This window comes from Winogradskyella sp. (genome assembly GCF_965228925.1).
Taxonomy (GTDB): Bacteria; Bacteroidota; Bacteroidia; order Flavobacteriales; family Flavobacteriaceae; genus Winogradskyella.
Genome location: NZ_OZ245845.1, coordinates 3,156,768 through 3,173,012 on the forward strand (window position 1 = coordinate 3,156,768; position 16,245 = coordinate 3,173,012).

Sequence of the window (16,245 nt, forward strand, 5' to 3'; positions counted from 1 at the left end):
CAGGGGGCGACCATCATATTTTAGATGCCGTATTTTCCCCGTTCTAAACCAAAAAACCCCCTTAATTGCTTAAGGAGGTTTTGCACATTTTGCTGACCTGAATCTTACCCCTTTAAAAAGTTCAACAAAATAGCGTGCATCATTTAAGGCTGGTTGTAGCGAGCGGTGCCCCTTCCGTTTTTGGCCATAAGGTAAAACGGTTCTGCCATGGCATGGCAAGCAGCTCAATCAAAGGGATTGTCTCCGGGATCCGGTGGGGACGAGGACTGTGCCCTTAAGGGATCGAGTATAACGAATGTGCCCAGTGCGGTAAGGGCGGCGTACTTTCCGAGCTTTGCTACGGCTTTCCTACGGGTCATCCCATTGTCTTTATGATTGTGTCTGTTCATCTATGTCCTGGTATTTGTAATGCTGTTGTCCATTCTTTTTATTATTAGGTCTTGGGCCGCAATGCCATGTGTGCCCACGATCCAAGGGCCATGACCCCTTGTTCGCTATTAATTCAATCCTAGGGAAGGATGATGTATCATGGCCCTTTTCAATAACCGTTTTTTTTAAAAATTCGTTGCCATATGCCTTAGGGTCAGTCCAATATGACCTTATGTGCTTTTCGCACATGACCGTTATTGAGCTCAACAAGGTAAACGCCCCCATTGAGCGCACTCGCCTCTATATGCCGTACCGTCACATGGGGTTCCAACGCGCCCTGCATGACCAAACGCCCTTGTATATCGTACAGCTTAAAGTCGGTGTCCTCCACGAGCTGTCCCTCGATAAGGATATGCCCTTCCCGGGCATAGACCCTCACTCGGTCGATCTCGTGGCTTCCCGTGGATAGGAGGCCGTTGGAAAAGCCGAGATAAAACCGCCCCGTCCCGTTAAGGTCGCTGGTAGGGGTTATACTAAAGACTTCGGTATTCAAGTGGGCCACCTGTTGCTCCTGTACATCCATCAGGTAGATATCCACGTCCTGGGGCAGGTTTGAATTTTCTATACCGATGGTCAGGGATGTGCCCGCACCTGCATTGATCCCCAGCGGAACGAGGTCGTCGCTGGCATATATATCCTGTGGCAGTGATTGGATGGCAAGATCGATGCCCTGATCATCGGCGACCAATCGCGAATAGATCGAAAATGCACCGGCCACATTGCCGAACACCCCGGCATCGTAACCCGGGTCCAGACCATAGGTGGAGTTGCTGTTAAAATAAAAATCGGTATGGGAAACGTTACCATTGCCGGTCAATTGCAGCCTTAAGTGCTGGTTGTCGTCCGTTGTACGCCCGGTGATAAAATCATCGCTGCTCCCGTGGCTCCGCATGCTGGGCGAAAAACTGATCCAGCCGCCATTCTCGGTGGATACGAAAAAGCCCTGTCCCGGTGCGATGACCGTACCGGCCGTGGTGGTGTTGAGGTTATGGACGGTCCAACCGTCGGAAGCATCGCCGTCATAGCCATAGATGGCCACATTGGTCGCCTCGAGCACCGAGGCATTGGTGGCGTTGTTCAAAAATGCCTGTACGTTGATATAGGACGGATAGGGATTTCCGATGAGGTTCCATTTGCTGAATTCCAGCGGGCCGGAGTTGGATATGGATACGCTGACACCGGAGCGGTTGATGCCACCGCTAAAGTCCAGGGTGCCGTTGTCCGTCGTGGCGGCCCTGTAGCCCACGCCGGGAATCAGTGCATCGGTCGCCGTACTGGAATAGGTGGTATAACTTCCCAGGGTCTTGTCGAACGGCCCGAAGAGGTATAGCGTGCCCGCTGTATTTGATGGGATGTTATCGTTTGCGGCCAACAGGCCGTCAAAGGTCTGTCCGGTCACTGGCGGTGATATGAGGTCGTTGCCGCCCGAAGTGGCCATCTGGTTGACATGGCGCCTATAGGTGACCGTGGTCCCCGATAGGGTGCCATCTGAGATCAAGCTCGCATAGTCCGTCGAGGTCGATTCGAGGACGATATCCGTTATGCTCAGGGTTACGGACGGGGATACGTCCACATCGGCATCCGGTTCGACGATCAGGGTCTTCAGGCTGATGTCCGAGCCGAGGGTGAGGGCTTCCGATTTACGTACCAGTGCGTTTCTCCCGCCGGTACTTTCCGAAGGGGCCTCGTTCCAGGCGCTATTGTCATAGACGAGCCAATCGAGGATCTGGTCGTTGCCGTTGCTTCCCGGGGAGCCCAGGTCCGGCGATATGCCCTCTGCCACCGTGGCGGCCTGCCAAAGGCTACCGCTATTGTTGTTTTCAATACTACTGCCGGTATAGACCATGGCCGCGCCGTCTGGGTCTGGCCAATCGGTGCCGCCATCGTATTCCACGCGGTCGATTTCCGTAGAGGTCGCATCCGTTAAAATGATCTCGTCCGCGGTATTGTCCAGGGCAATGCCGGAATACTCGTAATCCACGTCCACGCCCCCATTGGTCGCCGGATCGTCGTTGATCCCCAGGACGATAAAGCTCTCGGGTCCTACGATAAGGTCCGTTGCGATGGTATGCGTATCGGTTCCGCTGTCCGAGATGGTCCACCCCTTAAGGTTCACGGGCTCGGTCTCATTGTTATAGACCTCAAAATACTCGCCGTTGGCATCGGTGACATCGTCGGGGTTCTGCATGACCTCGGTGATCATAAGATTCCCCGTGGCCAGATCGACGTTTACCGTAAAGGAACAGGTCACCGAATTGCCGGCCCTATCCTCAAGATAGAGCGTGTTGGTCGTGGTCCCCAAGGGGAAATCGGATCCGGGGGGCAGCCCTTCGACAAGGACCGGTCCGGCATGGTACTCGATGACCACACGGGCCCCGGTAAAGTTGCCCCTTACGTCATCCCATTTACCGCTATTGGTCTGCATTACCACATAGTTCCCTCCAAAATCGTTGGGCTGTCCCGTACCCCAATTGGTATAGGTAACGGGCTGTCCGCTCTGCCACTGGTAATCGACATTTGTGAAGTTGGGATCGTTGAGCCCTATTATGAGTTTATCGGCCCCACTAAGATTGGCGGCCCATGTTTGTATAGCGTCGTTCTCTGCCTGTGAATTGATGGTCACCAGCTTATGGCCGTTGGTCCCGGCGTTGGCATATGCGTTGCCGATATGGGTATTCTGGTTCGAGATAAAATAGGTACTGTCGCCAAAGGTCCCCAAGAGGGAGAACCCCGATACCGAAGTGGGAACGGCAGTGTAATTGTTGTACTCGATGACCACATGGGACCTACGGGTATCGCCCACATCGTTCCATAGGCCGTCGGTCTGGAATTCCCCATAGTGCTCATTTCCAGAATTGCTGGGCTCGCCATTGCCCCAGTTGGTATAGGAGACGGGTTGTCCGCTCTGCCACTCGTAGGTTCCCTCCGTGGAAATGTCGTTGATCCCGATAAAGACGGGCGAGCTTATCCGGCCCTGAAGGTAATCGTTCTCCGCCTGGGAGTTGATGGTCGCCAGCTCATAGCCATCCAGTTCGGCACTGGCAAATGCACTTCTAGCAGTGACGGTATCGTCCGAGATAAAATAGGTACTGTTGCCAAAGCTCCCCAAGAGGCTGAACCCGGGCATGGATGTGGGAACGGCGCGGAACCCGCAGTTGTCCGAGAAGGTGGGGGCATAGGCCACGGGTACGGCGGCGCCGGTACTGCTAGTACTTGTAATATCTGCAGGACAGCTGATCGTGGGAGCGGTATTGTCCACTATCGTTACGGTAAACCGGCATGTGCTCGTATTGCAATAGGCATCGGTGGCCGAAAACTCGACGACGGTATCCCCGGGGGGGAAGGTACTCCCACTGGCCAGTCCCCGGGTCCGTGTTACGGTCAACGACTGTCCGCTGGCATCTTGGGCCGTGGGGAGCGGATAGAGTACCCCCGGATTGCAGAACCCATTGTTGACGGTGATGTTGTTGGGACAGTAGCTGAAAGTCGGGGGCGAAGCCGTATCGAACGCAATGGACCAGCTGTTCAGGGTACCTGTGATCCCACCAGGTGAGTCGTCACAGACGAGCAGGGTCCAGGTTCCATTGGATGCCTCCCCCGCAAAGGCCGATGCAAAGGTCCCACCCTGTGGCCGGAACACTCCCGTAAACGGAGCACTCGCAGAAGCAATGTTGTCCCCTCCGTCCTGGAACATGGTCCCGGTGAAATTGTCGCCATTGCCTCCCACATCGCCTACAAGGTGTAGAGTGGTCCCCCCCGGGCTTAATAGGCTAGCTTCTACGTTATTCGCAGAGGCATGGCTTATATCGAGTGCTACGAAGGCGATCGCGATATCCGTTCCTAGGGTGCCCACAACCGTGGATGTGGCCGTAAATGAGGTATTGGTGGGACACCCGTTATCGGGAATGCTCCCCGTACCGCCAGCGAATGGCACTTGTGAGACAGTGACATTAAAGGAACAGGTGGCCGAATTGCCGGCCTTGTCCTCAACATAGAAGGTGTTGGTCGTGGTCCCCGCCGGGAAAACGGAGCCGGAGGGCAACCCTTCGGCTAGGATTGGGCTTCCTTCACTGTAATCGTGGTACTCGATGACCACAAAGGCCGTAAAGTCAGCGGGCCTATCGTTCCATAGGCCGTCGTTTCGCATTTCCCCGTAGTCCTCATTTCCCCCAGAGTTGTTGGGTTCACCACCGGCCCAGTTGGTATAGGAGACCGGTTGCCCGCTCTGCCACTCGAAGGTCCCCTCGGTGGCAAGGTCGTTGATACCGATGATGATGGATACGCCGCCTGTTTGGCCTTGCAGGTAATCGTTCTCTGCCTGGGAGTTGATGGTCACCAGCTCATAGCCATCCAGCTCGGCACTGGCCATGGCCTTTCCCATGGTGATGGTCTCGTCCGAGATAAAATAGGTACTGTCGCCAAAGGTCCCCAATAGGCTGAACCCGGGCACCGTATTGGGAACGGTAGGGAATCCGCAGTTGTCCGAGAAGGTGGGCGCGGTATAGGCCACCGGATTGCAGCTGCTTGTAATGTCCGAAGGACAGCTGGCCGCAGTGGGGGCGGTATTGTCGACTACCGTTACGGTAAGCCGGCATGTGCTCGTATTGCAATCGGAATCGGTGGCCGAGAACTCGACGACGGTATCCCCGGCGGGGAAGGTACTTCCACTGGCCGGTCCCCGGGTCCGTGTTACGATTAATGGCCCGTCCTGGGTATCGCTGGCCGTGGGGGCCGTATAGCTTACCGTCGGGTTGCAGCTCCCGTTGTTGACGGTGATATCGGCTGGATAGCTGTTGAAAGTCGGGGCTGAACCCTTAGCGAACGTAATGGACCAGCTGTCCAGGGTGCCGACATCCGAAGCCTCGTCGTCACAGACGAGCAGGGTCCAGGTCCCATCGGATGCTTCCCCCGCAAAGGCCGATGCAAAGGTCCCGCCCTGTGGGTTGTAAACTCCCGTAAACGGGGCGCTCGCCGAGGCAATGGTGGCCCCCCAGTCCCGGAAAACGGTCCCGGTGAAATCGTCACCGTCGCTTCCCAGATCGAGGGCAAGGTTCAGGGTGGTCCCCCCGGGGCTTAACAGGCGAATTTCCAGGTTATCCGTAGAGGGATGGCTTATATCGAGTGCTACGGAGGCGATGGAGACGTCCGTTCCCAGGGTGCCCACGACCGTGGATGTGGCCGTAAATGAGGTATTGGTGGGGCACCCGTTATCGGGAATGTTCCCCGTACCTCCGACGAATGTCCCCGGGACGGTAACATCAAAGGAACAGGTCGCCGAGTTGCCGGCCCTATCCTCGGCATAGTAGGTGTTGGTCGTGGTCCCCGTCGGGAAAACAGAGCCGGTAGGCAGCCCTTCGACAAGGACCGGGCCTTGACTGTAATTGTGGTACTCGATGACCGCATGGGCCGTAAAGTCAGCGGGCCTATCATTCCATAGACCGTCGCTTCGCATTTCCCCATAGTGCTCATTTCCCCCGGCATTGTTGGGCTCACCATTGCCCCAGTTGGTATAGGAAACCAGTTGCCCGCTCTGCCACTCTAAGGTCCCCTCGGTGGTACGGTCGTTGATACCGATGATGATAGGCGTTTGGTCTGTTTGTTCGTTCAGGTAATCGTTCTCTGCCTGGGAGTTGACGGTCACCAGTTCATAGCCGTACAACTCGGCATCGGCAATGGCCTTTCCCGCGGTGATTTTTTCGTCCGAGATAAAATAGGTACTGTTGCCAAAGGTCCCCAATGGGCTGAAACCGAGTACCGAGGAGGGAACGGTGGGGAATCCGCAGGTGTCCGAGAAGGTGGGCGGGGTATAGGTCACCGCCGGATTGCAACCGTTAACAATATCCGAAGGACAAGCGGTCCTGATGGGGGCGGCGTTGTCGACTACCGTTACGGTAAACCGGCATATGCTCGTATTGCAATCGGCATCGGTGGCCGAAAACTCGACGATGGTATCCCCGGGGGGGAAGGTACTCCCAGTGGCCGGTCCCCGGGTCCGTGTTACGGTCAGCGACTGGCCACTGGCGTCCTGGGCCGTGGGGGCCGTATAGCTTACCGTCGGGTTGCAGCTCCCAGTGACGGTGATATCGGCGGGATAGCTGTTGAAAGTCGGGGCTGAACCATCGGCAAACGTAATGGACCAGCTGTTCAGGATACCGACGTCCGAAGCCTCGTCGTCACAGACGAGCAGGGTCCAGACCCCATCGGACGCCTGCCCCGAAAAAGTTGTTGCAAAGGTCCCTCCCTGTGGCTGGAACATTCCCGTAAATGGGGCACTCGCGGAAGCGATGGTGGCCCCTCCGTCCCGGAACACGGTCCCGGTGAAATTGTCACCGTCGCTTCCCAGATCGAGCGCAAGGTTCAGGGTGGTCCCCCCTGGGCTTAGCAGGCGAATTTCCAGGTTGTCCGTAGAGGGATGGCTTATATCGAGTTCTACAGAGGCGATGGCGACATCCGTCCCCAGGGTACCCACGACCGTGGATGTGGCCGTAAATGAGGTATTGGTGGAGCATCCGTTATCGGGAATTCTCCCCGTACCGCCGACGAATGTCCCCGGGATGGTAACATCAAAGGAACAGGTCGCCGAATTGCCAGCACCATCCTTGGCATAGAAGGTGTTGGTCGTGGTCCCCAACGGGAAATCGGAGCCGGAGGGCAGCCCTTCGGCAAAGACCGGGCCTTCACTGTAATCGTGGTACTCGATGACCGCATGGGCCTCAAAGGTATCCCCCCGATCGTTCCATTGGCCGTCGGTCCGCATTTCCCCGTAGTCCTCATTTCCAGAATTGTTGGGTTCGCCACCGCCCCAGTTGGTATAGGAAGCCGGTTGCCCGCTCTGCCACTCAAAGGTCCCCTCGGTGGCAACATCGTTAATACCGATGATGATGGATAGGCCGCTCGTTTGGCCCTGCAGGTAATCGTTCTCTGCCTGGGTGTTGATGGTCACCAGATCATAACCATCCAGCTCGGCATCGACCATGGCCTTTCCCGCGGTGATTTTTTCGTCCGAGATAAAATAGGTACTGTTGCCAAAGATCCCCAGGAGGCTGAACCCTGGCACCGAGGTGGGAACGGGGGGAAATCCGCAGTTGTCCGATAAGGTGGGCGGGTCATAGGCCACCACCGTATCGCAACCGCTTACAATATCCGAAGGACAGCCGATTGTAGGGGCGGTGGCGTCCACTACCGTTACGGTAAACCGGCATGTGCTGGTATTGCAATCGGCATCGGTGGCCGAAAACTCGACGATGGTATCCCCTGCGGGGAAGGTACTCCCACTGGCCGGCCCTTGGGTCCGTGTTACGGTCAGTGACCCGTCTTCGGTATCGCTGGCCGTGGGGGCCGTATAGCTTACCGCCGGATTGCAGCTCCCGTTGTTGACGATGATATCGGCGGGATAGCTGTTGAAAGTCGGGGCTGAGCCATCGGCAAAGGTAATGGACCAGCTGTCCAGGGTGCCGGCGTCCGAAGCTTCGTCGTCACAGACGAGCAGGGTCCAGATCCCATCGGATGCCTCCCCCGAAAAGGCCGATGCAAAGGTCCCCCCCTGGGGCTGGAATACCCCCGTAAACGGGGCACTTGCGGAAGCAATGGCGGTCCCTCCGTCCCGGAATACGGTCCCGGTGAAATTGTCACCGTCGCTTCCTAGATCGAGCGCAAGGTTCAGGGTGGTTCCCCCTGGGCTTAACAGGCGAATTTCCAGGTTGTCCGTAGAGGCATGGCTTATATCGAGTTCTACGGAGGCGATGGTGACGTCCGTCCCCAGGGTGCCCACGAGCGTGGATGTGGCCGTAAATGACGTATTGGTGGGGCACCCGTTATCGGGAATGCTCCCCGTACCGCCGACGAATGTCCCCGGGACGGTAACATCAAAGGAACAGGTGGCCGAATTGCCGCCCCTGTCCTCAACATAGAAGGTGTTGGTCGTGGTCCCCACCGGGAAAACGGAGCCGGGGGGCAGCCCTTCGACGAGGACCGGTCCGGTACTACTGAACTCGATGACCACACGGGCCCCGGTAAAGTTACCCCTTACATCATCCCATTTACCGCTACTGGTCTGCATTACCGCATAGTTCCCCCCGAAATCGTTGGGCTGTCCCGTACCCCAATTGGTATAGGTAACGGGCTGCCCGCTCTGCCACTGGTAATCGACATTTGTGAAGTTGGGATCGTTGAGCCCTATTATGAGTTTATCGGCCCCACTAAGATTGGCAGCCCATGTTTGTATAGCGTCGTTCTCTGCCTGTGAATTGATGGTCACCAGCTTATGGCCGTTGGTCCCGGCGTTGGCATATGCGTTGCCGATATGGGTATTCTGGTTCGAGATAAAATAGGTACTGTCGCCAAAGGTCCCCAAGAGGGAGAACCCCGATACCGAAGTGGGAACGGCAGTGTAATCGTTGTACTCGATGACCACATGGGCCGTAAAGTTAGCGCGCCTATCGTTCCATAGGCCGTCGGATCGCATTTCCCCATAGTCCTCATTTCCAGAATTGTTGGGTTGGCCATTGCGCCAGTTGGTATAAGAAGCCGGTTGCCCGCTCTGCCACTCGAAGGTCCCCTCGGTGGTCAGGTCGTTGATACCGATGATGATGGATACGCCGCCCGTTTGCTCGTTCAGGTAATCGTTCTCCGCCTGGGAGTTGATGGTCACCAGCTCATAGCCATTTAGTTCGGCGTCGGTAAAGGCTACCGAAGCCGTTACAGGGTCGTCCGATATAAAATAGGTACTGTTGCCAAAGGTCCCCAGAGATGAGAACCCGGGGGGTGCAGTCGTGGGAACGGTAGGGAATCCGCAGTTGTCCGAAAAGGTGGGCGGGGTATAGGTCACCGCCGGATTGCAACCGCTTACAATATCGGAAGGACAGCTGAGGGTCGTGGTGGGGGCTGTGTTGTCGGTTACCGTTACTGTAAACTGGCATGTGCTCGTATTGCCATCGGAATCGGTGGCCGAAAACTCGACGAGGGTATCCCCGGCGGGGAAGGTACTCCCACTGGCCGGTCCCCGGGTCCGTGTTGGGGTCAGTGTCCCGTCCTCGGTATCGCTGGCCGAGGGGGGCGAATAGCTTACCGCCGGATTGCAGCTCGTATTGTTGACGGTGATATCGTTGGGACAGCTAATGACCGGGTCCGAACCTATGTCGAATGTCATGGACCAGCTGTTCAAGGTGCCATAATACAGACCTTCGTCATCACAGATGAGCAGGGTCCAGACCCCATTGGATGCCTCCCCCGAAAAGGCCGATGCAAAGTTACCCCCCTGGGGCTTGTAAACTCCCGTAAACGGGGCACTCGCAGAAGTAATGTTGTTCCCCCCGTCCCGGAACACGGTCCCGGTGAAATTGTCACCGGCACCTCCCACACCGCTTGCAAGGTTCAGGATGGTCCCCCCAGGGCTTAACAGGCGAATTTTTAGATCCGCTGTCCACGCATGGCTTATATCGAGTTCTAAATAAACGTCGTTGATATCCGTCCCGAAGGTGCCCACAGCCGTGGATGTGGCCGTAAATGACCTATTGGTGGGGCATTCGTCGTCCGGAATGGCCCCGGTACCTCCAATGAATGTCAGTTGGGCGAAAGCCAATTGGAAAGAGGATAGGCACAGGCCAAGGGCCAATACTATCGGAAAAAATTTTAGTACGGTAATATTTGGACTATTGACTGCTATCGCAGGCAACAATCGCATGTTCTGTAATTGTGTTTTCATCGTTATAAGTGGTTAATTGATTTGGTATGATTCATCGGGTTGGTCAATGGCTTAAAGGCGCCGTTTGATTTGGGTACAGCCATAGCTGTTTTTGTAGTACATTTTTTGGAACGATAGCCTTTGGTATGGGGCAACCGGAACCGCGGACTCCATCATTGGTGTCTGCGATTTTTGTTATAGTAAATGAAGTGGACCGGTTTATTATTTTTGACTTTGGCCCCATCCTTGTCTGCTTCCAAAGGATAGCATGGATCATGGGTGGGGGTTGGGATTTGGCTTTTACTTTGAATCTCCGCTGTAAGAGGGGAGGTGTGCATAAAGCACAAGGGACAAACCATAAAAGTTCTATAGAGGTAAATGGGTTCATACTTGATAAGGAGCTAATATGATATGGTAATATACATTCGGGCCTTAAGGCCTGAAATAAGAAGCAACACGTAATAAATACGTGTTATCCCTTATATAACCTTAAAAACTTCGCATCTTTCGGTCATATTGTCACAAGTGGTCCTATTTTAGGAGGCGTTCCTATATCTGAATTAAAAAAATAACCTGAAACTAGTTTGGCTACGCTACCCCAAAAGCCGATAAGTCGCACAACACATGTAATACCGGGCAGTATTAGCGATAGGATTGTTTATTTTAATGGACATTTTAAAGTGGAATCATACACAAGACGATCAACATATTTTTGCGACCACAAAGAACCAGCTTTGATAACGAGAAATTAAGGATAGAAAGGTTAGTGGCAGCGATAACACCCTCTGTCACGTACGGTTTGCATTTCCCTGTTTTAAACCAAAAAACCCCCTTAATTGCTTAAGGGGGTTTTGCACATTTTGCTGACCTGAATCCTTACCCCTTTAAAAAGTTCAACAAAATAGCGTGCATCTATTAATGTTGTTGGCCGTGTAGGGAGATGCCTTCCGTTTTTGGCCATGACGTAAAGCCGTTTTGCCATGGCATGGCAAGCAGCTCAATCAAAGGGATTGTCTCCGGGATCCGGTGGGGACGAGGACTGTGCCCTTAGCGGGTCGAGTATAACGAATGTGCCCAGTGCGGTAAGGGCGGCATACTTTCCGAGCTCTGATACGGCTTTCCTACGGGTCATCCCGTTATGCCTATGGTTCTGTCTGTCCATCTATGTCCTGGTATTTGTGATGTTGTTGTCCATTCTTTTATTATTGGGTCTTGGACCGCAACGCCATGTGCGCCCCGATCCAAGGGGCTGGCTTTTGTCGGTTATTCAAGGGGTATGACTTGTTGTGTGTCTGTTATTAATCAATGGCGGAATGGTGACATGTACCGTTACCGTAAACTGGCATGTGCTCGTATTGCCATCGGAATCAGTGACCGAAAATTCGACGACGGTATCCCCGGCGGGGAAGGTACTCCCAGTGGCCGGTCCCCGGGTCCGTGTTGGGGTCAGTGTCCCGTCCTCGGTATCGCTGGCCGAAGGGGGCGAATAGCTTATCGTCGGATAGCAACTCGTGTTGTTGACGGTGATATCGTTGGTACAGCTAATGACCGGGTCCGAACCTATGTCGAACGTCATGGACCAGCTGTTCAAGGTGCCATAATACAGACCTTCGTCATCACAGATGAGCAGGGTCCAGACCCCATTGGATGCCTCCCCCGAAAAGGCCGATGCAAAGGTACCCCCCTGGGGCTTGTAAACTCCCGTAAACGGGGCACTCGCAGAAGTAATGTTGTTCCCCCCGTCCCGGAACACGGTCCCGGTGAAATTGTCACCGGCACCTCCCACACCGCTTGCAAGGTCCAGGATGCCCCCCCCAGGGCTTAACAGGCGAATTTTTAGATCCGCTGTCCACGCATGGCTTATATCGAGTTCTAAATAAACGTCGTTGATATCCGTCCCGAAGGTGCCCACAGCCGTGGATGTGGCCGTAAATGACGTATTGGTGGGGCATTCGTCGTCCGGAATGGCCCCGGTACCTCCAATGAATGTCAGTTGGGCGAAAGCCAATTGGAAAGAGGATAGGCACAGGCCAAGGGCCAATACTATCGGAAAAAATTTTAGTACGGTAATATTTGGACTATTGACTGCTATCGCAGGCAACAATCGCATGTTCTGTAATTGTGTTTTCATCGTTATAAGTGGTTAATTGATTTGGTATGATTCATCGGGTTGGTCAATGGCTTAAAGGCGCCGTTTGATTTGGGTACAGCCATAGCTGTTTTTGTAGTACACTTTTTAGGGCAATTGCCTCTGGTATGGGGCAACCAGAACCACGGACTCCATCATTGGTGTCTGCGATTTTTGTTATAGTAAATGGCGTGGACCGATTTGTTATTTTCGGCTTTGGCCCCATCCTTGTCTGCTTCCAAAGGATAACATGGATCATGGGTGGGGGTTGGGATTTGGTTTTTACTTTGAATCTCCGCTGTAAGAGGGGAGGTGTGCATAAAGCACAAGGGACAAACCATAAAAGTTCTATAGAGGTAAATGGGTTCATACTTGATAAGGAGCTAATATGATATGGCAATATACATTCGGACCTTAAGGCCTGAAATAAGAAGCAACACGTAATAAATACGTGTTATCCCTTATATCATCTTAAAAACTTCGCATCTTTTGGTCATATTGTCACAAGTGGTCCTATTTTAGGAGGCGTTCCTATATCTGAATTAAAAAAATAACCTGAAACTAGTTTGGCTACGCTACCCCAAAAGCCGATAAGTCGCACAACACATATAATACCGAGCAGTATTAGCGATAGGATTGTTTATTTTAATGGACATTTTAAAGTGGAATCATACACAAGACGATCAACATATTTTTGCGACCATAAAGAACCAGCTTTGATAACGAGAAATTAAGGATAGAAAGGTTAGTGGCAGCGATAACACCCTCTGTCACGTACGGTTTGTATGTCCCTGTTTTAAACCAAAAAACCCCCTTAATTGCTTAAGGGGGTTTTGCACATTTTGCTGACCTGAATCCTTACCCCTTTGAAAAGTTCAACAAAATAGCGTGCATCGATTAATGTTTTTGGCCGTGTAGGGGGATGCCTTCCGTTTTTTGCCATGGCATGGCAAGCGGCTCAATCAAATGGATTGTCTCCGGGGTCCGGTGGGGACGAGGACTGTGCCCTTAGCGGGTCGAGTATAACGAATGTGCCCAGCGCGGTAAGGGCGGCGTACTTTCCGAGCTCTGATACGGCTTTCCTACGGGTCATCCCGTTATCCCCATGGTTCTGTCTGTCCATCTATGTTCTCGTATTTGTGATGCTGTTCATTTTATTAATTAGGTCTTGTGCCGCAACGCCATGTGCGCCCTCAGTACAAAGAGTTGGGTTTTGCCGGTTATTCAAGGGCCATGACCCCTTGTTCGCTATTAATTCAATCCCAGGGAAGGACGATGTATCATGACCCTTTTCAATAACCGTTTTTTTTAAACCGTAGCCTATGCTTTGCGATCAGTCCAATATGACCTTATGTGTTTTCCGTACATGACCGTTATTGAGCTCAACAAGGTAAACGCCGTCATTGAGGGCACCGGTCTCTATATGCCGTACCGTCACATGGGGTTCCAACGCGCCCTGCATGACCAAGCGGCCCTGTATATCGTACAGCCCAAATTCGGTGTCCTCAATGAGCTGTCCCTCGATAAGGATATGCCCTTCCCGGGCATAGACCCTCACTCGGTCGATCTCGTGGCTTCCCGTGGATAGGACGCCGTTGGAAAAGCCGAGGTAAAACCTCCCCGTCCCGTTAAGGTCTCCGGTAGGGGTTATACCAAAGTCTTCGGTGTTAAGGTGGGCCACCTGTTGCTCCTGTACATCCACCAGGTAGATATCCACGCCCTGTGGCAGGTCAGAACTCTCTATGCCAATGGTCAAAACCGTTCCGGCGCTGGCGTTTATCCCGAGTGGAACGAGTTCGTCGCTGGCAAAGATATCCTGCGGCAGTGACTGGATGGCAATATCGACGCCCAGATCGTCGGCGACCAATCGCGAACAGATCGAAAACGCACCGGCCACATCGCCGAACGCCCCGGCATCGTACCCGGGGTCCAGGCCGTATGTGGAGCTGCCGTTAAAATAAAGATCGGTATGTGAAACGTTGCCGTTGCCGCTAAGCTGCAACCTTAAATGCCGGTTGTCGTCCGTAGAGCGCCCGGATATAAAATCATCGGTGCTCCCGTGGCTTCTCATTCCCGTTGTAAAACTGATGTTGCCGTCGCTCCCGGCGGCGACAAAAAAGCCCTGTCCCGGAGTGATGACCGTAGCCGAGGTGGAGCTGTTCAGGTTATGGACGGTCCAGCCGTCGGAAGCATCGCCATCGTAGCCATAGATGGCCACATTGTTGGCTTCCAGCAGAGCGGCATTGGTGGCGTTGTTCAAAAATGCCTGTACGTTGATATAGGAGGGATATGGGTTTCCGACGAGGTTCCACTTGCTGAACTCGAGCGGACCGGAATCGGATATGGCCACGCTGACGTTGGACTGGTTGATGCCGCCGCTAAATTCGAGTGTGCCGTTGTCCGTTGTTGCGGCCCTGTATCCCACGCCGGGCGTCAGTGCATCGGTGGCCGTACTCGAATAGTTGGTATAGGTTCCCGAGGTCTTGTCGAACGGCCCGAAGAGGTATATCGTGCCCGCTGTATTTGATGGGATGTTGCCGTTTGCTGCCAACAGGCCGTCAAAGCTCCCTCCCGTTACGGGCGGTGATATGAGGTCGTTGCCTCCCGAGGTGGCCGTTTGGTTGACATGTCTCCTGTAGGTGACCGTGGTGCCCGATAGGGTGCCATCGGAGATGAGGCTCGAATATTCTGTTGAAGTCGATTCAAGGATGATATCGGTGATACTGAGGGTAACGGACGAGGATACCGTCACATCGGCATCCGGTTCGACGGTCAGGCTTAGCAGGCTGATGTCCGAGCCGAGGGTTAGGGCCTCCGATTCACGTATTAGGGCGTTTTTCGCGCCCGTGCTCCCCGAAGGGTTCCTGTTCCATGCGTTGGTATCAAAAACGAGCCAGTCGACGATCTGTCCCTTACCGTTGCTTCCGGGGGATCCCAGGTCCGGGGATATGCCCTCCGCGGCAGTAGCGGCCTGCCAAAGGGCCCCGCTGTTGTTGTTCTCGATATTGCTTCCCGTATATATCATGGCCTTACCGTCGGGGTTGGGCCAATTGGTGCCGCCATCGTATTCCACGCGGTCGATCTCGGTAGAGGCCCCATTCGTTAAAATGATCTCGTCGGCGGTATTGTCCATGGCGATTCCGGAATACTGGTAATGCACGGTCACGCCTCCATTGGTCGTGGAATTGCTGTTTCTGCCAAGAACGATAAAGCCATCGGGCTTTACTATCAGTCCGTTGCCTATGGTATGGGTATCGGTCCCACCGTCCGAAACGGTCCAGCCCTGGAGGTTGACGGGCGAGGTCTCATCGTTGTAGAGCTCAAAGTACTCGCCATTGGCATCGGTGACCCCGCTGGGGTTTTTCATGATCTCGCTGATGACGAGTTTTCCCGTACTTTGGAATGCCGCTCCCGAAGAGCTATAGCTGTCATCGGTAATCTGTGTGCCGGGGTTATTGGTACAGTCCGCTATGGCGGTTCCGCCACATGCGGTAAAGAACTGGTCCTGGAATACGCCATCACTGAAAAAACGTATGCCGGGAGCCTCGACCGCATTGGTGTAGCGTATCTTGATATGCAGCAGTACTTTCGGTGTGGAGGTGACCTGTATGGCCGTCGCGGTCTGTAGGCCTGCCAAAGCAATGTTCTGCTGGAAGGACAGTGAGACCCTTGATGCGGTATTGTCGTTCTGTACGAAATCCTTGTATGCCGGCGAGAACATGCCGAAGCTATGGGCTAGTATGGCCCCCGCTGGCCGTCCGTAGTCCAAATTGTTGTTGGCGGATATATTGCTCCCAAAAGCTGCGGTATTATAGTCCAGGTAAACTTGGCCCGAACCGAGATAAAAGTCCGTGGTACTTGCGATGAGGATATCTGCTTCGTAAAAATCGTCGGTACCGTCATTGGTGATCTGCGGATTGGCAAATGTCAGTGTAATGGCCTGGGAATTAATGATGTTCGTGCCCAGGAGCACCAACAGTACCGTGCATAGTTTTGTTTTCATGGT

At 53.9% G+C, this 16,245-nt stretch carries 5 protein-coding genes and 1 pseudogene; 2 read left to right on the plus strand and 4 right to left on the minus strand.

What is annotated here, in order from left to right; all coding sequences use genetic code 11:
* The first annotated feature begins 207 nt into the window (after nt 1–207).
* Entirely contained in the window at nt 208–375 is a 168-nt protein-coding gene (locus tag ACO052_RS13060; RefSeq protein WP_422104222.1) for a hypothetical protein, read from the plus strand.
* A 208-nt stretch (nt 376–583) separates the two neighbouring features.
* Here ACO052_RS13060 and ACO052_RS13065 read toward each other — a convergent pair whose 3' ends face one another.
* Both ACO052_RS13065 and ACO052_RS13070 read right to left on the minus strand, forming a co-directional pair.
* On the minus strand, nt 584–9,577 hold the full coding sequence (locus tag ACO052_RS13065) for an HYR domain-containing protein (RefSeq protein WP_422108066.1): 8,994 nt from the start codon (nt 9,575–9,577) through the stop codon (nt 584–586).
* Nucleotides 9,578–9,628: 51 nt separating this feature from the next.
* Nucleotides 9,629–9,913 (minus strand): annotated as a pseudogene (locus ACO052_RS13070) (proprotein convertase P-domain-containing protein); the annotation flags it as partial.
* On the opposite strand from ACO052_RS13070, the gene ACO052_RS13075 reads away from it, so the two are divergent.
* Nucleotides 9,888–10,148 (plus strand): hypothetical protein, encoded by a 261-nt coding sequence (locus ACO052_RS13075; protein ID WP_422108097.1) that lies wholly within the window; start codon nt 9,888–9,890, stop codon nt 10,146–10,148. The pseudogene ACO052_RS13070 and the gene ACO052_RS13075 sit on opposite strands and share 26 nt — an antisense overlap.
* 1,230 nt (nt 10,149–11,378) lie before the next feature.
* Here the strand turns inward: ACO052_RS13075 and ACO052_RS13080 are convergent.
* Nucleotides 11,379–12,242 carry a proprotein convertase P-domain-containing protein gene (locus ACO052_RS13080; protein WP_422104223.1) on the minus strand — a complete coding sequence of 288 codons (864 nt, stop codon included), beginning with the start codon at nt 12,240–12,242 and terminating at the stop codon, nt 11,379–11,381.
* A 1,330-nt stretch (nt 12,243–13,572) separates the two neighbouring features.
* The gene (locus ACO052_RS13085; RefSeq protein WP_422104220.1) at nt 13,573–16,242 is read right to left on the minus strand and encodes a lamin tail domain-containing protein; all 2,670 of its coding nucleotides are present in this window, start codon (nt 16,240–16,242) and stop codon (nt 13,573–13,575) included.
* Nucleotides 16,243–16,245 lie beyond the last annotated feature (3 nt).